This is a genomic window from Streptomyces sp. NPDC025638, from assembly GCF_055558775.1.
The window spans coordinates 387766-408514 of record NZ_JBVHLX010000002.1; the positions used below are offsets into that span (position 1 = coordinate 387766).

The following is a 20749-nucleotide window of genomic DNA, read 5'->3' on the forward strand; positions in this document are numbered from 1 at the left end:
GCGGGGCCCCTGGGGCGTCTGACGGAACCAGCGTCTGAGCGAGCGGGTTCGGTCCGTCAGCCGTTCACCCCCGTGTAGTGCCGCAGGCTCCAGCGCCTCAGGAGGCGGGACAGCGGGTAGGCCAGGGCGCCCAGGAGCGGGGACGACGCCGCCAGCCAGTACGGGGCCCCGGTCGTGTGGCCGTGGTTCGTGAGGACTGCCGCCGGGAAGTAGGCGACGAAGGCGAGGGGGAGGGCGTAGGTCAGCAGGCCGCCCACCGCCTTCGGGAGCACGTTCAGGGGGTAACTGCCGAACGCGCCCAGGAGTTCCTCCACCCGGCGGCCCCAGTAGTCGGCGGCCGGAAAGCGGAGGGAGGCGGCGGCGATCACCGTGAACAGGGCTGCCTCCAGAAGCATTCCGCCGAGGACGGCCGCGATCAGGTAGGCGATCCGGGGCGCCGTCCAGTCCAGATGGCTGCGGCTCGGCGCGCCCGCCATCAGGCCCGCCGCCACCGCCAGGTCGCCGATCGCGTTGGTGGGGAAGAACTCCAGCTGGACCTGGCGGTACACCGGCATGGGACGCAGCGGATACGCGTCGATCTTGCCCTCCTGGATGTGCCGGCCCAGGCCGTGCACCCGGCCCAGGAACAGCACGAACAGGCCATGGGCCGGCATACGCGTCGCCGGGATCAGCAGGACGTCCGCGCTGTCCCAGCCGCCCATCCCGGTGAACCGGGTCAGCAGCACCGTCGCGAACACGATCACCGACACCTGCCGTACAACTGCTCGCCCAACACCCGCAGCGCGTAGTAGCGATGGGACGGAAGGGGACGCAAATACCACTAGACGATCGTGCCGTGGTGCATGTGCTGCACGACCGTGTCCCGGGCCGCTTGGGGCAGGGCCGGTGCCTGGGTGATCGCCGACTCCGAGCGCAGGCCGGGCACCGCCGGGCCGTAAAGTGCCTGGAGCATGCCGATCAGGACGAAGCCGACGCAGGACGCGACCGCGGCCGGCCGGGTGCAGAGATTTCCGGGGGACGCCCCGGGACCCCCGCGTCGGCCGGCCGCGGGGGTCCTCCGGAGCGCGCGTCGGTCAATTGACCTCCGAGAAGACGAAGGAGAACTCGGCGGGCTCGGCCTCCAGGTAGTACTGGGACAGGGGGCCCGGACCGCAGGACTGGGAGCCGATGCCGTGCTGGCCGTGGTCGAGGTTGACCCAGACCGTGTCGCCCGGGGTGAGGTCGGTGCGGTGGGCGGCGGCGTCCAGCTGCTCGGTGGTCCAGCGGCGGGCGGTGAACCAGAACTCCGGGTCGCCCTCGATGCGCAGACCGCCGATCTCCGCCCAGCGGACGTCGGCGCGGGCGCCGTTCTCCTGCGGACGCACGTAGGGCGTCTGCAGGTCGTCCACCGTCGACTGCCAGCGGCCGACCGCCGACGCCGACCTGGTGTCCGGATACGCCTCCCCCGGACCGCCGCCGAACCACTCCACACGGTCGGCGGCCGACAGCCCGAGCCGGATGCCGAGCCGCGGCAGCGGTACCGTCCAGTCGCCCTCGGGGGACACGGACACGGTCAGCTTCAGCCGGTTGCCGTCCGACGTCCAGCGGTACACCGTCGACAGGCCCACCTCCCGGGCGGCGGGCGCCACCCGGGCGCGTACCGTCAGGGCGTCGTCGCCCAGCTCCACGCCGTCGAGCCGGTGCCGCATCCGGTGCAGGCCCAGCTTCCGCCAGAGCAGGCCGTAGCGGACGTCGGTCTGCCAGGCGGCGCCGTCGTCGTTGTCGGTGGTCGCCCGCCACACGTCCAGACGCAGACCGGTGACCGGCACGCCGCCGACGGTTCTGAGCGCACCCGTCCGGGCGTCGAAGGAGGCCGGGCCGAGCGTGATCAGCCCTTCGCCGAGCGCCGGCCCGTCGGTCGCGACGACGGACGGAGTCTGCCGCGCCGACACCGGGAACTGGCCCCATGCCACCACATGGTCCTTCGGTGCCCATGGAGTGTCGGCGGCCGTCAGCGCCCGTACCGTCCACTGGGTCTCACCGTGCGCGGCCGAGGGCGCCTCCGGCAGCTTCACGTCGGCCGACTCACCGGGTGCCAGGGTGGGCACCTGGAGGCCGCCCGACGCGACCGTCTCGCCGTCCACCTGGTACGACCACGCGAAGGCGAGCGCGGACAGATCGGCGAAGTCCTGCCGGTTGGTGACGCGGACGGTGCCGTCGGCGCCGTCGCCGTCGATACGGACCGGCTCGATCACCTTCTTGTACTCGATCAGCCCCGGGGAGGGCCGCCGGTCCGGGAACAGCAGCCCGTCGCAGACGAAGTTGCCGTCGTGCAGCTCCTCGCCGAAGTCGCCGCCGTACGCGAACCCGTACCGCTCGTCCTTGATGCCGTGGTCGATCCACTCCCAGATGAAGCCGCCCTGGAGCCGGTCGTAGGACTCGAAGATCCGCTGGTAGTCGGCGATGCCGCCGGGGCCGTTGCCCATGGCGTGGCCGTACTCGCAGAGGATGAAGGGGAGTTCACGGCGTCCGTGGGTGCCGCCGTCCAGGCCGCGGCCGATCCGCTCGACCTCCGCGTGGTCGGCGTACATCCGTGAATAGACGTCCGTGTCACGGCAGTTGATGTCACCCTCGTAGTGCACCAGCCGTGAGGAGTCCCGGCCGTGGATCCATTCGGCCATCGCGGTGAGTCCGCGGCCGGTGCCGGCCTCGTTGCCGAGCGACCAGATGACGACCGACGGGTGGTTCTTGTCGCGTTCGACCATGCGGGCGGCGCGGTCGAGCAGGGCCGGGGTCCAGCGTTCGTCGTCGACGGGGTTGTCCCGCCAGCCCTGCTCGGTGAAGCCGTGGGTCTCCAGGTCGCACTCGTCGATCACCCACAGGCCGTACTCGTCGCACAGGGACAGGAAGGCCGGATGGGGTGGGTAGTGGGAGGTGCGCACGGCGTTGATGTTGTGCCGCTTCATCAGCAGCACGTCCTCGCGCATGGTCTCCGGGTCGAGGGAGCGGCCCTTCTCCGGGTGCCACTCGTGCCGGTTGACGCCCTTGAAGAGGACCGGCCTGCCGTTGACCTTGATCAGGCCGTCGTCGAGCACGACCGTCCGGAAGCCGATCCTCAGCGGCACCCGCTCGCCCTCGGTGGCCAGCACACCGTCGTACAACTGTGGTGTCTCCGCGGTCCACGGCCGCACCGGGACCGTCACCGGCTCGCCGGTCGCGATGTCGACGCCCAGGTCCGGCACGGTGACCCGGCCGTCCACGTCGGAGTCGACGCGCAGCGTGCCCTCGCCGGTGACATGGTCGTAGGAGGCGTGCACGAAGAAGTCGAGGACGGCACCCGCCGGCCGGTGCAGCAGGGTCACATCACGGAAGATGCCCGGCAGCCACCACTGGTCCTGGTCCTCCAGGTACGAACCCGCCGACCACTGGTGGACCCGTACGGCCAGCACATTGCCGGCGGGCCTGAGCAGATGGCCGACCGCGAACTCGTGGGGCAGCCGGGAGCCCTTGAACTCGCCGATGTCCGTGCCGTTCAGCCAGACGCGCGCGCAGGACTCCACGCCGTCGAAGCGCAGCACCGCGCCTCCGTCCGACGGCCAGTCGGACGGCAGGTCGAAGATGTGCAGATGGTCACCGGTGGGGTTCTCGGTCGGTACGTGGGGCGGGTCGACCGGGAAGGGGTAGAGATGGTTGGTGTAGATGGGTGAGCCATGGCCCTGAAGGACCCAGTGGCCGGGGACCGAGACCTCCGCCCAGTCGCCGGAGTCGAAGCCCGGCTCGGCGAACGAGTCGTCCTCGGCGTCGGCGGTGGCCGACACGCGGAGACGCCAACTGCCGTTCAGGGAAAGAGATGCGGCGTCCGAGGAGGCGTACCAGGCCCGGGGTGGCAGTGCCCCGGAGCCCGGCGAGACCTCCTCGACGTAATCGATGGATGGGGGTCCCCCCGCTCGAGCGGGGTCGAGAGTGGGGGTGGTTGTGCGGAAAGTCATCGGTCTCCTTGCTCAGCCCTTGATGCCGGTCTGCGCGATTCCCTGGACCAGCCAGCGCTGGAGGAAGAGGAAGACGAACAGCAGGGGCAGGATGGAAATGGCGGTGGCCATGAAGATCAGGTGGTAGTTGACGGTCTGGTTGGTCATGTACGAGGAGAGCGCGACCTGGACCGTCCAGGCGCTGGGGTCCTGGCCGATGACCAGCGGCCACAGGAAGGAGTTCCAGCCGTTGATGAAGGTGATCGTGGCGATCGCCGCGAAGAAGTTCAGCGAGTTGGGGACGACGACACGCCAGTACGCGCCCCAGTAGCCGAGCCCGTCCACGCGCGCCGCCTCCTCCAGCTCCTTCGGGAACCCCAGGAAGTACTGCCGGAAGAGGAAGCAGGTGAAACCGCTGAACAGGCCCGGAATGATGAGACCGCGGTAGCTGTCCACCCAGCCGAGGGACGAGACCAGCACGAAGCTCGGCACGAAGGTGACGGCGGCCGGGACCATGAGGGTCACCAGCACCGCGTAGAAGATCTTGTTGGCGTGCCGGTAGGGGATGCGGGCCAGGCCGTAGCCGGCGAGTGAGCACACGAAGAGCGTGCCGACCGTGTGGAGTGTGCCGACGACCAGTGAGTTCACCATCGACTGTCCGAAGTCGACCGTGGGGTCGTCGAACGGCTCGGTGATGTTGCCCCACTGGATGTGGGTGGGGAAGAACTTCCAGTTCTCGCCGGTGATCTCCGGATCGGTGGAGAGGGCGTTGCGGATCAGCAGATAGAACGGGACGAGGAAGAAGAACGCGGCGACGCTGATGGCGACGTACAGGCCGGTGGAGCTCATCACTCCGCCACCGCGCCGGACGCGGCGCTCCGGGATAGTGGTCACTGGGACTAGTCACCCCTTCCGAAGCCCATGATCCTGCCCTGGAACAGGGTCACGACACAGATCAGCAGGGTCAGGATCACCGCTCCGGCGCTGCCCGCTCCGTAGTTCTGGTTCTGGCCGAGGGCCGTGTAGTAGAGCTCGACGAGCGGCGGACGGCCCCACGTCGTCTTGGACAGCAGGTTGAAGAACTCGTCGAAGGCCTGGTAGGCGGCCACGAGCAGCAGCAGGATCACGGCCGTGGAGGTGGCGCGCAGCTGCGGCAGTGTGATGTGGCGGAAGGTCTGCCAGCCGGGCTTCGCGCCGTCGATCGCGGCGGCCTCGTACAGCTCCCGCGGGATGTTCTGCAGCGCGGCCAGGAACAGGATCATGTAGAAGCCGGACTGCAGCCACAGCCGGGCGGTGAGGATGACCAGCCAGTACCAGGGCGGGTCGGGGTTGGCGAGCCAGGCGACGTTGTCCACGCCGAACCAGCCGATGACGGTGTTGGCCAGGCCGAAGCGGACGCCGTTGAAGATGGACATCTTCCAGATCAGCGAGGCGGCGACATAGCTGCAGGCCGTCGGCAGGAAGAACACCGACCGGTAGAACGCCCGTATGAAGCGCAGCCGGTTCACCAGCAGCGCCAGGCCCAGCGAGACCGCCCAGGTGGTGGGCACGATGAACGCGGCGAAGACGGTGAAGGTGACCAGCGAGCCGGTGAAGTTGCTGTCCGTCAGCATCTGCCGGTAGTTGTCCAGGCCGACGAAGTCGCTGGGCGTCACGGTGAAGCGGGCCTCGAAGAAGCTGAGGTAGACGCTCCAGCCGATGGGGATGTAGACGAAGACGATCAGCCCGATGAGGAACGGGCTGGTGAAGAGCCAGAAGTTGAACGTGCGGCTGCCCCGCAGCCCCCGCCGCGGCCGGGCCTTGGGGGCCTTGGCCGGGGCGGGGCTCGCGAGGCCACGCGTGGTGGTCGTCGACATGTCGTGGTCCGTGTCCGTCCGGCGGTCTATCCGAAGAGCTTCTTGAGCTCGGCGCCGACCGTCTTGTCGCACGTGTCGAGCGCGGCCTCGGGGTCACCGCCCTTGCGGACGCAGTCGGCGAAGACGTTCTCCGTGGCGGTGATCATCGCCTGGGTCCAGCCGATGTTGTCGAAGTGCCCGTACTCGTTGAAGAGCTTCACGCCCTCCGCCGGCAGGCCCGACTTCAGCTTGGCGGCGGACTGCGCGATGGAGGTGCGCGGCGGGATGTGGAAGCCGTACGAGGTCGCCCAGTCCTCCTGGTACTTCTTCTGGTCGATCCACAGCCACTTCACGTACTCCTTGGCCGCGTCGACGTTCTTGCCCTTGGCGTTGACGAACATCGACCAGCCGCCGTTGTAGACGGACGGCTTGCCCGCGTCGGTGACCTTCGGGAACGGCATGATGCCGAGGTCGTCGCCGAGGGTCTGCTGGAACTGCGGCATGGCCCACATGCCGCAGAACTGGATGGCGCACAGGCCCTGGTTGAGCGCGGAGGGGTCCCAGAAGTCGGCGGGGGCGTCGAGCAGCAGGTGGCCGCTGGTGAAGAGCTTGCGCATCTTCTTCAGACCCTCGACCACGCCGTCCGTGTGGTAGGCGATCTCGTTCTTCGCGTCGAGGGTGTCGGCGCCGGCCGACCAGATCAGCGGGTTGATGACCGCGTGCAGGTCGTTGCCGAGGAACAGGCCCTTGACCTTGCTCGTGGTGAGCTTGGCGGCGGCCTCGATCAGCTCGTCGAGGGTGGTGGGCGCCTGGATGCCCGCCTTCTCCAGGAGCGACTTGCGGTAGAAGAAGAACTGCGGGTCGTCGATCATGCGGAGGCCGTAGATCTTGCCGTCCACCGTGTGCGACGTGATGTCGGCCTGGTTGAAGTCGGACTTGACCGGCTCGATGATGTCGGTCAGATCGGCCACCTGACCGCTCTTGACGAGCTGGAGCTGCGGGTGGAACTCGAACAGGTCCGGGGCCTGATCGGTGAGCAGCGAGGCGAAGAGCTTGCTCTCGAAGTTGGAGCCGGTGATCCACTGCGTGGTGACGCTCGCGTCCTTGTACGCCTTCGCGTACCGCTTGATCGCCTGCTCGGTGCCCGCCTCGCCGTACGCGTGGAAGTACTGCACGAGGTTCTTGCCCGAACCGGAGCCGCCCCCACGGCCGTTGTTGCTGCCGCACGCGGCCAGTGTGCCGGCGGCGGCCATGCCCGCGGCGGCGCGGAACAGTGATCTGCGGGACCAGTTGCTGTTGCTCATTGCCGACATGCTGACGTCCTTGTCTCGAAGTGCGGCTGCGGCTCAACGGCTTGGGCCAGATGGCTCGGATGTGCTGTGCGGAGCGGGACGTTAACCTTCGGCTAAGGCTTCGGCAAGGGGTTGGACGAAGTCTGTTCGAAGAGTTGCATTCGGTCCGGAATCCCGAACGTGAGGAAGTGGCGAGGGAGTTGAGGGCCGCCGAGTCAGGGGTGTGGCCGGCGGCCCTCGGTCCAGCGGGGTGTTACTGCCTGGTCCAGGCCTCGTTGGCGCCGCCGTTGCAGCTGTAGAGGATCACGGCGCTGCCGTCGGTGGTCGCCTGTCCACCGACGTCCAGGCACTTTCCTGTCGCCTCGTTGACGATCTGTCCGTTGGAGTTCAGCAGCCAGCGCTGCGTGCCGTCACCCGTGGCGGCCGCTGTCGCGAGCCCGGAACTCCCGGCCGTCAGATAGCCGTTGAGCCCCTTCAGGGTGCCCTTCGCGTCGTACGACCACGACTGCCCGGTGGTGCCCGTGCAGCCGGTGATGGTGGCGCCGGAGGCGTCGGCCGTCAGGCACTTGCCGGACTGCTTGCCCTGGAGGGCGCCGGTGAGGGCCGTGCTGCCGTGGCCCTGCCGGTCGAGGACATAGGTGGTGACGGAGCGGGCCGCGAGCGTGGCGGACATCGTGCCACCGCGCACCGAAGGCCTGGCCACGTCGGCCCAGTTCTCGTCCGCCGAAGTCCGCACCGCCTTCGTGGCCCGTAGTGGCGACCTGCTGTTGAAGTGCACATCGAGCGCCGTGTCGGTGGAATTGTGGTTGTTCACCACGACCACCCACGTGCCGTCCCGGTCGTATGCCGACACCTCGACGCCGTCCGGTGCGCCGGTCACGTTGTGCGCGACCGCGCCCGGCTTCACGAACTTGCTGTACTGGCCCAGCGCGTAGTACCGCTTGGTGAAGTACAGGGTCTGGTTGCCGTTCGTCCTGTAGTTCGGGTCGTAGTAGATCAGGCCGTCGTTCCAGCCGTCGCCGTTCTTCGCCAGCGGATCGCTGCCGATCATCTCCGACAGCGCGACCCACCACTGGAACGCCGAGTCGTGCGCGGTCGCGAAATCCTTGTAGATGATCCGGGAGAGGTTCAGACCGCCGTCGATGGTCGGGTCGTACTCCTGCGCCCAGCCGGTGCCTCCCTTGCCGAAGCAGCAGATCTCCGTGGACCAGGACTGCCTGCCGGCCGCCTTGGACGTCTCGTAGACCTGCGCCCGGTCCCCGTCGCCCGGGTTGTCGTAGGTGTGGTGGGCGAGCTTGGCGACGTACTGGGCGGTGTCCGGCTGCGAGATCCACTGCGGGACCTCGGAGTTGAACTTGACCGTACTGGTGGACTCGTCGGCGATGATGCCCGTCCGCTGGTGCCGGGAGCGCTGCTCGGCGCCGAGGGCGCGCACGATGTCGTCGCGCTGGGCGGGATCGACCAGCATGCCCTCCTGGCCGCAGGAGTCGAAGCTGTTCGTCGGCTCGTTGAAGGGGCTGATGTAGTCGAGCCGGACGCCCTGCCGGGCGAAGTGGTCGGTGACGTCGGCCACGTACTTGGCGAAGTCCTGCTCGCTGGCCGCCTTCAGATGGCCGCCGCAGCTCTTGCCGTTGGTCTTCCACTCGGCGGGCGCGCTGTTGACGAAACCGATCAGGTCCTCGACGCCGTACTTCGCGGCGGCGTACAGGAAGTAGCGGCCCGCCCTGTCCTTGCTCCAGTCGTAGGACCCGTCGTCGTTCAGGAAGTCCTCGGGGGCGCGGGGCGCGTAGCTGACGCCGGTGCCGCCACCGCCGATGTTGTAGCGGTAGGCGCTGAGGTCCAGGCCCTGCGAGGAGAACAGCAGCCGCGCCACCCGGGCCTGCACCTCGGGGTCGAAGTTCCGCAGGTCGTTGACCCACCAGGCGCCCGAGGCACCGATGTCGTCGATGGTCTGGGCGGCGTGGGGAGAGACCTCGGCGGCCGTGGGGGTGGCCGCCGAGGAGGGCGGGGCGGATATCAGGGGGCCGGCGACGGCGAGTGCGGCCGCGGCTGTCAGGAGGACCGATCTCCTGGTGCGGGGAGTCGTGGTGCGGGGGTGAGACACGTGCATCCCTTCCGTCGTCATGAAGGCGGTGCGGTACGGCTCCTTACGGGGGTGGTGCGCTTGCTTCCGTTCCTCTGCCCGACGGACTGCAACGCCCCTTCCAGCGCGAACGTCGCCGCGCCCAAGGAGACCGGGTCGGTGGGGATCGGGGAGAGGACGATCTCGGTGGCGGCCAGCGGCCGCCGCAGCGCGTGCCGGGCGACGGCCTCGCGCACCTCGCCGAGCAGGGGCTCGCCCAGCCGGGCGGCGACCCAGCTGCTGAGCACGACCACCTCGGGGTTGAGGAGATTGATCAGATCGGAGATGCCGGCCCCGAGGTAACGGGCGGTGTCCCGCACCACCTTGATGGCCACCGGGTCGTTCGCGTCGACCGCGCGCGCCAGCGCGTCGATCGTGGCCGTCTGGTCCTCGGGGTGCAACAGCGCGCTCTGCGGGCTCAGTTCACGCAGGTTCTGCATGATGCCGGGCGCGCCGACATACGTCTCCACACAGCCGTGGTTGCCGCAGTGGCACAGCCGCCCGTCCAGGACGAGCGTGGTGTGCCCCCACTCGCCGGCGCTGTTGCTGACGCCCCGGTGCAGCCCGCCGCCGAGCGCCAGTCCGGCGCCGACTCCGGTCCCGAGGTTCACCACCACGGCGTCCCCGCGCCCGCGCGCCGCCCCGAACCACAGCTCGGCGACCGCGCAGGCGCGCAGCGGGTTGTCCAAGTACAGCGGGTAGGCGATGTGTTCGGAGAGCAGGTCGAGCAACGGCACGTCGTGCCAGTCCCAGTTGGGCGCGTACTCGGAGACGCCCGTGTCGCGGTCCACCTGGCCCGGCACGCTCACTCCGACGCCGAGCACCCGCGCCGCCTCCACCCCGGCCTGCGCGACCACCGAGCCGACGGCCGCCGCAACATGGCCGACCACCTGCTCCGGGCGGCTCTCGCCGGGGCGCATGTCCTCGTCCGCGCGGGCAAGGACGTTCAGCGCCAGGTCGAACAGCTCGACATGGACGTACGTCTCCGCGATGTCGACCCCGATCAGCGCGCCCCCCGACGCGTGGACGGCCACGAGACCGCGGGGGCGACCCCCCGCCGAGTCCTCGAAACCGACCTCTGTGATCATACGGAGGTCGAGCAGCTCACCGACGAGCGTGGCGACCGTGGCCAGACTCAGCCCGGTGGCGGACGCCAGCTCCTGCCGTGAGGTGGGCGACGCGGCGATGATCTGGCGCAGCACCTCGTAGCGGTTCGCGGTGCGGATGTCACGTGATGTGCGCTTCACGGAGCTGCCCCTCCCATCCCGTCCAGGCCGGGCCGGGCACATCGGCACCGGCGCGGCGCAAGGCTATGGGCTGCGAAGGACTTTCGACAAGGGGTTAGGAAAGGGGGTGTATAAAGTCGGCCGCAGGGCATCCCGAAGTCAGCCGCCCAGGACATCCCGTACGAAGGCGTTGGCGAATTTGCCACCGGGGTCGAGGACCCGGGCCAGGGCGCGGAAGTCGGCCATGCGGGGATAGCGGTCACGCACCACCGCGGCCGGGACGGTGAACACCTTGCCCCAGTGCGGACGCGGATCGAAGGCGTCCAGGGCCTCCTCGACCCGGCGGACTACCGGGAGCACCGCAGCCGTGTCCGCGATCCAGGTGAAGTGCAGGGCGACCGAATCACGGCCGTGGGCGGGGCTCAGCCACTGCGGGTCGGCGGCGACCGTACGCACTTCACAGGTCTGCAGCACGGGAGAGACGGTCTCACGCACCGCGTCGAGCGCGTTCAGCGCATCGACGGCGGCCGACCGCGGCAGCAGATACTCCGACTGGAGCTCGTCACCGCTGCTCGGTGTGAACTCGGCCCGGAAGTGCGGCAGCCGCTCGTGCCAGGGCCCCGGCACCCCGAACTGCTCGGTGCAGTTGACCGCGGGCATCCCCGGCACCGGGTGCAGCGCCTCGGTCGCCGGCGCGGCCCAGGGGAAGTACGCGGGCGGCTGGTCGGTGCGCCGCTTGAGCCACACCTGCCGGAAACCCGGCTTCCGCCAGTCGGTGAACAGGCTCACGCTGTACGCCGACGCCGCCACCGTCTCGAAGTCCAGCCCGGCAAGGGGCAGTTCGGTGAAGACGTGCTGCTCGACCTCGTACGCCGGCTCCAGGTCGAGGACGAGCGCGGTCACCACGCCGAGCGCGCCGAGGGCGGTCACGGCCCCGTCGAAGCCCTCCTGACCCCGGGCGATCGACACCGCCGAGCCGTCCGCCGTGACCAGCTCCACCTCGCGTACGGCCGTGGCGAGCGGGCCGTTGCCGACCCCGGAACCATGTGTGCCGGTGGCCACCGAGCCGGCCACCGAGATGTGCGGCAGGGAGGCCATGTTGGGCAGGGCGAGGCCGTGTGCGTGGACCGCGCGGGCCAGCTCCGCGTACCGGACACCGCCCGAGACCCGTACCGTACGGGCCGTGGTGTCCACGTCGAGCACCGGCGGCAGACCGGCGATCGACAGCAGGACGCCGTCGGCGCCCGGGTCGGCGATCTCGTTGAAGGAATGGCCGCTGCCCAGCACCCGCACCCTTGAGCTCCCGCCCACCAGGGCCCTGAGCGCGTCGAGCGAGCCGGGCCGGTGCAGCTCACCGGCCGTGTAGGTGATGTTGCGCGCCCAGTTGGTGACCGTCTCCGTCATCCCTGTCGTCCTCCCGGTGAGTGCCTCCATTGACCCTCTCATCCGCCCCGACCTACCGTAGAGAACGGTTGCTGTCGGTGCGTCACCGAGCCGGAAGGGCCCTTCCTTGCCCGAGCGTCTCCAGGCCATGTTCGCCATGAAGGCCGAGAACGTGCCGCACGTCTTTCCGCCGGAGGTGCTCGCGCGACTGCGTGAGTGCGTAGAAATCGATCCCACCGCGGTGGCCGAGGACTTCACCGACCCACGGCTGCGGGAGGCGCTCGCCCGCACCGAGGTCCTCATCACGGGCTGGGGCTGCCCCCGCCTGGACGAGGCGGCCCTGGACGCGGCCCCGCGGCTGCGCGCGGTGCTGCACGCGGCCGGCTCGGTCAAGGGCTTCATTACGCCCGAGGTGTGGCGGCGCGGCATCGCGGTCTCCTCGGCGGCCGCGGCCAACGCGCTGCCCGTCGCCGAGTACACCCTCGCGATGATCCTGCTCGCCGGGAAGGGCGTCTTCGCCTTCCGCGACGAGCTCCGCGCCCGGCGCGCCTTCCCCTACGGCGACATCGTCCCCGGCATCGGCAACTACGGCCGCCGCGTCGGCATCGTGGGCGCGTCCCGCATCGGCCGCCGACTGATCGAACTGCTGCGCCCGTACGACCTGCGGGTGAGCCTCGCCGACCCGTACGTCGACGAGGCGGAGGCCGCCCGGCTGGGCGTCCCCTTGCTTCCGCTCGACGACCTGCTGCGCACCGCGGACACCGTCACCGTGCACGCCCCTGAGACCCCGGAGACGCGGCACCTCCTGGGCGCCCGTGAACTGGCCCTGATGCCCACCGGGTCGGTCCTCGTCAACACCGCCCGTGGCTCCCTGGTCGACCACGAGGCCCTCGTCACTGAACTGCGCGCCGGACGCCTGACCGCCGTCCTCGATGTCACCGACCCCGAGCCCTTGCCCGCCGACTCGCCCCTCTTCGACCTGCCCAACGCCTTCATCACCCCGCACCTCGCCGGTTCCCAGGGCAACGAACTGGCCCGCCTCGGCCACACGGTCACCGAGGAAGCCGCCCGGCTGCTGTCCGGCGAGGGTCTGCGGCACGCGGTCGACCACACGGTTCTGGAACGGGTGGCGTGACGGGCGGGCCGTAGCGGGGGCCGGACACGCGGGGGAGCGGGAACCGAACGGCGACGAAGCGTACGCGGCCCGCGGCGAGCGGGCACACCTCGACGGCGCGGGACGCGGCCGCGCGGGCGGGAGGCTCCGCGGCGACCGTATCGCGGGTCCTTGACGGCACCTGTCCGGTCGCCGCGGCCATCCGTTCCAGGGCACTGACGGCGATGCGTGAACCGGACTACGTGGTCGACGGCCACGCCGGTGCCCCCGGTGGCGCCACCAACAAGACCATCGCCGTCGTCGACGACGTGACCGGCCCACTCCGCGCGCACATCGCGCGCGGAGTGGAGGAACAGGCCGCAGCCGAGGGCCGGGCGTCGACGCGGTCGCCGTGGTGGGCAGGTCTGGGAGGACGCGCACTACCGGGGGCTGCCCGCGTCGCTCACGGCCTGGGCCGGGCGGGCTCCCGGCTGGTCCTGGTGGGCCGGCCGCGGCTCGGATCCGACGTGCCCGCCACCGTCGTCGGCCACCACGGCGAGGGCCAGGCGCCTGCGCCCTTACCGGCCACCTCCTGCGGCCTTACCGGCCACCTCCTGCGGCTGGCCCCCCGCATCGCCCACCTCGGCCGCGTCCGCGGCTACGACGACATCCCCATGGCCCACGATGTCCACCCCTCCCTCACCGCCGTCCACGCCCCCAGGAGCACCCTGGATGGCTGCGGATTTCGTTGGATGAGGCGGCACGTACTGCCGTAATCGACAATTATCTAGTCAAGGTGTCGCGATCTCGATAGCGTCAGCGTATGGCTTCCGATCCGCTGCCCGCCCTCCTGCCCACGACCGACCTCACCCGCCACCATCGCCTGCGCGAGCAGGGCAGCCAAGACCGGGGCGAGCTGAACGCGATCCTGGACGCCGGTTTCGTCTGTCACCTCGGTGTGGTCATCGAGGGGCGGCCGCTGGTCGTGCCGACCGTCTACGGGCGCGACGAGCGGGAACTGTATGTGCACGGCTCCGTGGCCAGCCGCAGCCTCGCGGGTGGTACGCCCGTGTGCGTCACCGTCACCCACGTCGACGGCCTGGTCCTCGCCCGGTCCGTCTTCGAGCACGGGGTCAACTACCGCAGCGCCATGATCCACGGCGAGGCCCGCAAGGTCACCGACCCCGAGGAGAAGCTCGCGGGCCTCGCCCGGCTCACCGAGCACGCGACGCCGGGACAGTGGTCGTACGCACGGCAGCCGAACCGCCGGGAACTCGCCGCCACCACCCTGCTCGCCCTCTCCCTCGAACAGGCCTCCGTCAAGATCCGCACCGGCCCGCCGGACGACGGCGACGGACCCGACGCGGAGCTCGGCCTGTGGGCCGGAACCCTCCCCCTGACCTCGGTCTGGGGAGCCCCGGTGGCCGACCCGGCGCTGCCGCAGGGCATCGCTGTACCAGAACACGTGGCGCGGCGCGAGGGGACCCGGCACGGCTGACGCACACGCGGGGGCATACCGTGAGGAGTCGAACGCCTGAGCCGGGAGGAGACACGGGATGGGCAGCCGCACCGCACTGGTCGAGGATCTGATGGAGAGGTTCCCGCACGTACCGCGGGAAGCCGTCTTCAAGGAGGACCTGCTCCGGGGCGGGGTCGCCTTCGACGCGTCGGCCCTCTCCGACAACGAGGGCGGCGAGGTCAAGCCGAAGTCGTACTTCATCTTCTCCTTCGACCACGGCACCCTGCCGGAACTGGGCGAGGCCGCGCTCAGGCGGCCCCCGGAGGAGATCATCCTCACCGGCGGGCCGTACGACCTGCGGCGCACCGTCGTGTCGGTGCGGGTGAACCCGTCCTCGCCGTACCGGGTCGCCGCCGACGACGAGGGACTCCTGGGGCTCTACCTCGACGGCAAGCGGATCGCCGACGTCGGCGTCCCGCCCATGCCCGAGTACTACCGGCACACCCTCTCCAACGGGAAGTCCGTGATGGAGGTGGCCCCCACCATCCAGTGGGGCTACCTGATCTATCTGACCGTCTTCCGGGTGTGCCAGTACTTCGGCGCCAAGGAGGAGTGCCAGTACTGCGACATCAACCACAACTGGCGCCAGCACAAGGCGGCCGGGCGGCCGTACACCGGCGTGAAGGACGTGGAAGAGGTCCTGGAGGCGCTGGAGATCATCGACCGGTACGACACCCAGAAGGCGTCCACCGCCTACACCCTCACCGGCGGCGCGATCACCTCGAAGGTCGCGGGCCGCGACGAGGCCGACTTCTACGGCCACTACGCCAAGGCCATCGAGGAGCGCTTCCCGGGGCGGTGGATCGGCAAGGTGGTGGCACAGGCGCTGCCGAAGGACGACGTGCAGCGGTTCAAGGACTACGGGGTGCAGATCTACCACCCCAACTACGAGGTCTGGGACCGCCGGCTCTTCGAGCTGTACTGCCCCGGCAAGGAGCGCTACGTCGGCCGCGACGAGTGGCACCGGCGGATCCTCGACTCGGCCGAGATCTTCGGCGCGCGCAACGTCATCCCCAACTTCGTGGCAGGCGTGGAGATGGCCGAGCCCTTCGGCTTCACCACCGTCGACGAGGCCATCGCGTCCACCACCGAGGGCCTGCGCTTCTTCATGTCGCACGGCATCACGCCCCGCTTCACCACCTGGTGCCCGGAGCCCACGACCCCGCTGGGCAAGGCCAACCCGCAGGGCGCCCCGCTGGAGTACCACATCCGGCTCCTTGAGGCCTACCGCGCCACGATGGACGACTTCGGCCTGTCCTCGCCCCCCGGCTACGGCCGGCCTGGGCCCGGCCGCGCGGTCTTCTCGGTGAGTTCCTTCATGGACAGCCTTCCGGCGGCGGACACGGCGGACACGGCGGAGGAGCCGGCGCAGGTGTGACCCCGGAGGGCTCCTCGGCGGTGCCGGCGGTGCGCAAGATGCCCGCGAGAACGCTGAGCCGAAGTGTGGTCGCGGTGCGTACGAGAGGGGGGAGTGGAGCCCAGGGCGTACGGAGGCATCGCGTAAGTCGAATTCGGCAGGGAGCGGCGCCGGGCGGCCTTCGCCCGGTACCGTGTCCGCGACCTCGACGCGCGGTCGCCGTACCGGGCGGAGACTTCGGCCTTGCGGTCAACTCACTGATGGTGAGCGGGTGTTGCGTGACGGAGTGAAACCGGTCGCGCGACGGTCGGTCACCGGATTTGAATAGGCCGCTTGTCAGTTGTGTCGGAGACGTGAAAAGCTCTTGCCCTGCCGCGAGGTTCCCCCCAACTCCATTGGCCAATATGGCGAGTTGACCTCGCTCGTGGATGCAGGAGACCCATGCCCGACCTGCCGACCCCCCAGGACGCCACCGAGGCCGCGCTGTTCTCCGAGTGCTGGGACGCGGTGCTCTCCTACGCGGACCTGTGCACGTCCGGCTCCATCGCGGCCAATCAGCTGGCCACCGAGGCGTTCGCGCTCGGCCTGCGCGAGGCCCGCGCCGCCCAGTCCGCACCGGTGCGCAGCACGGGCCGCCGCTCCGCGCCCCGGCTGCCGATGATCCCGCTGCTGCTGACCGCCGTACGCACGACGGCGGCCGGCTGGGAGGCCGACGGCCTCGGCCACAAGCTCGACCCCGACCTGCGGCTGTGGCTCAACTCCGACAAGGCCACCCGCTACACCGGCCCGCCCCTGCAGCGCCCGGTCGCCCTGCGGGGCCTGAGGGACATGCAGGAGGCCGACGCGTCGCTGCTGTGGCTGGCCGAGGTGGAGGCACTGCCGCTGCCCGCCGTGGCCCGCCGCCTGGGCCTCGACCCGGCCGCCGCGGCCGAGGAACTCGACCAGGTGCGCGGCCTGTTCCGGGACCGCTGCCATCGCGCACACCTGGACACACCCATGGCCGCGCAGTGCCGCAGCTACGCCCGGCTGCTCGACGCGGTCACCCGCTCGCCTGTCGCCGACACCCCCGAGGACCTCTCCCGCCACCTCGCCACCTGTGTGCAGTGCGCGGAGGCCGCCGCCTGTCTGCGTCTGCACGGCGGCGGACTGCCCGCGGCGCTGACCGGCGGAGTGATCGGCTGGGGCGGCCTCGCCTATCTGGAGCGGCGCCGCCGGGCCGCCGAGGTGCGACTGGGCGCGGGCGGCCCGGCGAGGGCGGCGGAACTGGAGAACGGCGACCCGAGGGAGGGCGTGGGCCGCAGCCGCGTCCTGCGCAGCGGCCTGCTGGCCGCCGCCATGCTGCTGTCGGTCATCGCGCTCGGCGTGTCGATGATGCCGTTCGGCGGCTCGGGCGACGACGTCGCGGCCGCCCGTGACGACCGTGAGCCGGTTTCCGACCTCGACCCCTCGCTGCCGTCCACCGACCCGCTCCCGTCGGCCTCCGCCACCACTCCCTCCGCGACCGCAACGGCGGCGGCCAAGTCCGGCCACAAGAACCCCGACCCGGAACCCCAGGGCTCCTCCTCGTCCGCCTCCAAGAGCACCGAGCCGTCCCACGCCGCCACCACCGCGGGGCCCGGCTGCCGGGTCGAGTACGACCAGGTGAACGAGTGGACCAACGGCTTCCAGGCCACCGTCACCGTGACCACCGCCGAGGCCCTGGGCGGCTGGCGCGTGTCCTGGTCGTTCCGCGACGGCCAGCAGGTCGGCCAGATGTGGGACGCGACCGTCAGCCAGAACGGCTCCCGGGTCACCGCCACCGCCGCCGACTACAACAAGTCGGTCGCCGCACACGGCACCGTCTCCTTCGGCTTCGTCGGCTCCTGGAGCGGCAAGAACTCCCCGCCGTACGGGTTCACACTGAACGGGAGCGCCTGCACACAGGGTTGAGACACCCGCGGCCCACCGGGGACCCCGCACCGCGGTGCGGGGTCCCCGGTGGGCCGCGGGTGTCGGCAGCTCGCCTTGTCCGCGGGTCAGCAGCTCGACTTGTAGAAGTACTTGCTGACCGCGGGGTCGTTCATGTTCGCCTTGGTGATGGCGACCATGCTGGTGCCGACCGACTTCTCGACCTTCTTGCCCTCGAAGGCCGCGGCGAGCTGATCGACCGCCTGCCTGCCGATCGCCGCGGGATCCTGCGCGACCAGGACCTGCACGGTGCCCGCCTTGAGCGCCTCGACCTCGTCGGGCTCGGCGTCGAACGCGGCGACCTTCACCTTGCCCTGCTTGCCGGCCTGCTTGAGACCGGTGGCGATGCCCTGGCCGGTGTTGGTGTTGCCCGCGAAGGCGCCTCCCAGGTCGGGATGGGCCGCCAGCGTCGACTGGATCTGCGAGGCCGCGGTGGCCGGCAGGTCGTTGTCGTAGAGGGTCGGCAGCACCTTGATGTCCGGGTACTTGGCCATCTCCTCGGTGAAGCCCTTGATCCGGGCGTCCGTGGTGGAGACACCCGGCTTCACGCTGATGACGATGACCGAGCCCTTCTCGTTCATCAGCTTGGCGAGCGCGTCGGCGGCCACCCGTCCGCCCTTCTCGTTGTCGGACGAGATACGAGTGATGCCGATCGAGGAGTCGGTGACCGTGGTGTCCACGAGCGCGACCTTGGTCCCGGACGACTGGATCTGCTTGAGCGACGGCGTCAGGGCGTTGGTGTCGACCGGAGAGATCAGCAGCCCGTCGGGCCGGGACGCCGCCACCGAGTCGAGCAGCGGACGCTGGACCGACACGTCCCACTGCGCGGAGCCGTCGGCACTGAAGTCCATGCCCTTGGCCTTGGCCTCGGCCTGCGCGGCGCAGGTCATGGTGATGTAGAACGGGTCGCTCTTCACGCCCGTGATCAGCCTGACCTTCTTGTGGGCGGCGCCTCCCGCCGACCCCGAACCCCCGCCGCTGTCCGACGAACCGCACGCCGCGGCGCCCGTCAGGGCCAGTACGGCGCCCACGGCGACCAGCACTCTGCGCCTGTTGCGCATGCTCGGCATACTCGACATAACGGTGTCCTCCTTGGTCATGAGCGCTCCCGGCTCTTCCTGCGCATCTGGTCGATGTAGACGGCCGCGACCAGCACGACGCCCACCGCGACGTCCTGCCAGTACTGCTGGACGCCGATGACGATCAGTCCGGTGGTGAGCACGGCGGGGATGAAGACACCGATCACGGTGCCCAGCACCGATCCGCGCCCGCCGAACAGGCTGGTGCCGCCGAGGACCACCGCGGTGATCACCTTCAGGTTGTCGGTGGAGTGCCCGGCGATGGACGTCGTGCCGTACGAGGCCAGCCACATCACCGCGCCCAGTCCGGCCAGCAGTCCCATCAGTCCGTACACCTTGATCAGGTGCCGGCCCACCGAAATGCCCGCACGTCGTACGGCCGTCGGATTGGAGCCGATCGCGAGGGTGTGGCTGCCGAACCTCGTACCGCCCAGCACCGCGCCGAACACCGCGGTGACCACCGCGGCGAGGACCACCAGCCACGGGATGCCGAGCACCTTGCCGAAACCCAGGCTGTTCTGCAGATGGTTGGAGGCCGCACCCGCCGGATCCTGGCCGCCGGTGGCGAGTTCGGCCAGACCCAGCGCCGCGCCCAGACCGCCGAGCGTCACGATCAGCGGGGGCACCTTCCCGGTCGCCACCACGGCTCCCTGCAGCGCGCCCCAGGCGGTGCCCACGGCAAGGGCGATGACGACACAGACGGCCACCGTGCCCCAGCCGGAGGTGGCCCCACCGTGGCTGATGTTGTACTTGCCCGCCGCCACCGCGGCCAGCACCAGCACCGAGCCGATGGACAGGTCGATGCCCGCGGTGATGACCACGTACGTCATGCCGACGCCGAGGACCAGATAGATGGCCGCGTTGACGGCGATCTGGGTGAGGTCGTACGTGGTGAAGAACTTGCCGGGCGCGGCGATGGTGAAGAACGCGACCAGCGCCACCAGGATCACGAAGGTCCACAGTTCGCTGACGCCGGCCGCCCGTCTCAGCCATGCCGGTACCGCGATCGCTCCGCCGGTGGACCGGGGCGGGTCCGCCACCCGCGAGGTCTGCTGGACTTCCTTGCTGTCAGCGGTCATCGTGCGTCCTCCGATTCCGCCGCACCGGCCGCGCCGAGGGCTGCGTTCTGCTGTGCGGGGCCGTCCAGCGATCCGGTCATGGCCCCGACGAGTTCCTCGATGGTGGTGTCGGCCGCCGTGAACGAGGCGACCCGGCGGCCCAGTCGCAGCACCTCGATCCGGTCCGCCACCGACAGCACCTCGGGCATGTTGTGGCTGATCAGCACGGTGCAGATGCCGCGGTCCGCGACCCTGCGGACGGTCTCCAGGACACGGGCGCGCTGTACGACACCCAGAGCGGCGGTCGGCTCGTCCATGAAGATGACCTTGTTGGCGAACGCGACCGCACGGGCCACCGCGACGGACTGCCGCTGGCCACCGGACAACGTTGTCACGGCGGCCGTGACGTCCTTCAGTTCGACGCCGAGTTCCGCGAACGCCCTGACCGCCTCCCGCCGCATCGCGGGCCGGTCGAGCACGCCGATACGCCCCAGCAGGCCCCCGCGCAGGAGCTCCCTGCCGAGGTAGAGATTGGCCGCAGCGTCCAGATCGGGCGCCAGCGACAGATCCTGGTAGACGGTCTCCACCCCGAGGCGCTGCGCGTCCATCGGGCCGGCGAACCGGACCGGCTCGCCGTCCAGCCGTATCTCACCGCCGTCGGGGGCGATCACGCCCGAGAGGACGTTCACCAGAGTGGACTTGCCGGCACCGTTGTCACCGATCAGGGCGACGACCTCGCCGGGATATGCCGTGAAATCGGCGCCCTGGAGCGCCTGGACGTGGCCGAAACGCTTGACCACACCATGTGCCGAGAGAAGCGGTTCCCTTGCAGAGGCCATGTTGTGCCTCCTGGTTGGTATCGTTAACAGCTCGTCGATTCTGGGAGGCCCG

Annotated in this window: 15 protein-coding genes and 2 pseudogenes; 5 read left to right on the top strand and 12 right to left on the bottom strand. The window is 70.1% G+C overall.

Annotation, left to right across the window (positions count from 1 at the left end; all coding sequences use genetic code 11):
* Positions 1-56: 56 nt before the first annotated feature.
* From ACZ4EG_RS05875 to ACZ4EG_RS05915, 9 genes and pseudogenes are all read right to left on the bottom strand, one after another.
* Positions 57-752: pseudogene (locus ACZ4EG_RS05875) on the bottom strand (ABC-2 family transporter protein); the annotation flags it as partial.
* A gap of 68 nt (positions 753-820) precedes the next feature.
* Entirely contained in the window at positions 821-952 is a 132-nt protein-coding gene (locus tag ACZ4EG_RS05880) for a hypothetical protein (RefSeq protein ID WP_467789991.1), read from the bottom strand.
* A gap of 121 nt (positions 953-1073) precedes the next feature.
* On the bottom strand, positions 1074-3968 hold the full coding sequence (locus tag ACZ4EG_RS05885; RefSeq protein ID WP_467789688.1) for a glycoside hydrolase family 2 TIM barrel-domain containing protein: 2895 nt from the start codon (positions 3966-3968) through the stop codon (positions 1074-1076).
* A gap of 12 nt (positions 3969-3980) precedes the next feature.
* Complete coding sequence (locus ACZ4EG_RS05890; RefSeq protein WP_467789976.1) at positions 3981-4796, bottom strand: carbohydrate ABC transporter permease; 816 nt, start codon at positions 4794-4796, stop codon at positions 3981-3983.
* 50 nt (positions 4797-4846) lie between these two features.
* Entirely contained in the window at positions 4847-5803 is a 957-nt protein-coding gene (locus ACZ4EG_RS05895; RefSeq protein WP_467789689.1) for a carbohydrate ABC transporter permease, read from the bottom strand.
* 26 nt (positions 5804-5829) lie between these two features.
* Positions 5830-7095 carry an ABC transporter substrate-binding protein gene (locus ACZ4EG_RS05900; RefSeq protein WP_467789690.1) on the bottom strand — a complete coding sequence of 422 codons (1266 nt, stop codon included), beginning with the start codon at positions 7093-7095 and terminating at the stop codon, positions 5830-5832.
* Positions 7096-7327: 232 nt separating this feature from the next.
* Positions 7328-9184 (bottom strand): glycoside hydrolase, encoded by a 1857-nt coding sequence (locus ACZ4EG_RS05905; RefSeq protein WP_467789691.1) that lies wholly within the window; start codon positions 9182-9184, stop codon positions 7328-7330.
* 11 nt (positions 9185-9195) lie between these two features.
* Positions 9196-10443: an ROK family protein gene (locus ACZ4EG_RS05910; RefSeq protein ID WP_363294513.1), complete on the bottom strand. Its 1248-nt coding sequence runs from the start codon at positions 10441-10443 to the stop codon at positions 9196-9198.
* A gap of 138 nt (positions 10444-10581) precedes the next feature.
* Positions 10582-11826, bottom strand: coding sequence for an FAD-binding protein (locus ACZ4EG_RS05915; RefSeq protein ID WP_467789692.1), 1245 nt, complete (start codon positions 11824-11826; stop codon positions 10582-10584).
* Between the two features lie 106 nt (positions 11827-11932).
* Between ACZ4EG_RS05915 and ACZ4EG_RS05920 the strand changes: the two genes are divergently transcribed.
* From ACZ4EG_RS05920 to ACZ4EG_RS05940, 5 genes and pseudogenes are all read left to right on the top strand, one after another.
* Positions 11933-12940 (top strand): hydroxyacid dehydrogenase, encoded by a 1008-nt coding sequence (locus tag ACZ4EG_RS05920; protein ID WP_467789693.1) that lies wholly within the window; start codon positions 11933-11935, stop codon positions 12938-12940.
* A gap of 110 nt (positions 12941-13050) precedes the next feature.
* Positions 13051-13674: pseudogene (locus tag ACZ4EG_RS05925) on the top strand (LacI family DNA-binding transcriptional regulator); the annotation flags it as partial.
* A 47-nt stretch (positions 13675-13721) separates the two neighbouring features.
* A complete protein-coding gene (locus ACZ4EG_RS05930; RefSeq protein WP_467789694.1) occupies positions 13722-14396 on the top strand; it encodes a pyridoxamine 5'-phosphate oxidase family protein in 675 nt (224 codons plus the stop codon).
* Between the two features lie 58 nt (positions 14397-14454).
* Positions 14455-15795, top strand: coding sequence for a radical SAM protein (locus ACZ4EG_RS05935; protein ID WP_453562047.1), 1341 nt, complete (start codon positions 14455-14457; stop codon positions 15793-15795).
* A 420-nt stretch (positions 15796-16215) separates the two neighbouring features.
* Positions 16216-17703: a cellulose binding domain-containing protein gene (locus tag ACZ4EG_RS05940; RefSeq protein ID WP_467789695.1), complete on the top strand. Its 1488-nt coding sequence runs from the start codon at positions 16216-16218 to the stop codon at positions 17701-17703.
* A gap of 86 nt (positions 17704-17789) precedes the next feature.
* On the opposite strand, the gene ACZ4EG_RS05945 is transcribed toward ACZ4EG_RS05940, so the two are convergent.
* The 3 genes from ACZ4EG_RS05945 to ACZ4EG_RS05955 are packed head-to-tail and all read right to left on the bottom strand — an operon-like array spanning position 17790 to position 20697.
* Positions 17790-18821 carry an ABC transporter substrate-binding protein gene (locus ACZ4EG_RS05945; RefSeq protein WP_467789696.1) on the bottom strand — a complete coding sequence of 344 codons (1032 nt, stop codon included), beginning with the start codon at positions 18819-18821 and terminating at the stop codon, positions 17790-17792.
* Entirely contained in the window at positions 18818-19879 is a 1062-nt protein-coding gene (locus ACZ4EG_RS05950; RefSeq protein ID WP_467789697.1) for an ABC transporter permease, read from the bottom strand. The genes ACZ4EG_RS05945 and ACZ4EG_RS05950 overlap by 4 nt, the downstream gene beginning before the upstream one ends.
* Positions 19876-20697, bottom strand: coding sequence for an ATP-binding cassette domain-containing protein (locus ACZ4EG_RS05955; protein ID WP_467789698.1), 822 nt, complete (start codon positions 20695-20697; stop codon positions 19876-19878). Before ACZ4EG_RS05955 ends, ACZ4EG_RS05950 begins: the two co-directional genes overlap by 4 nt.
* Between the last annotated feature and the right edge of the window lie 52 nt (positions 20698-20749).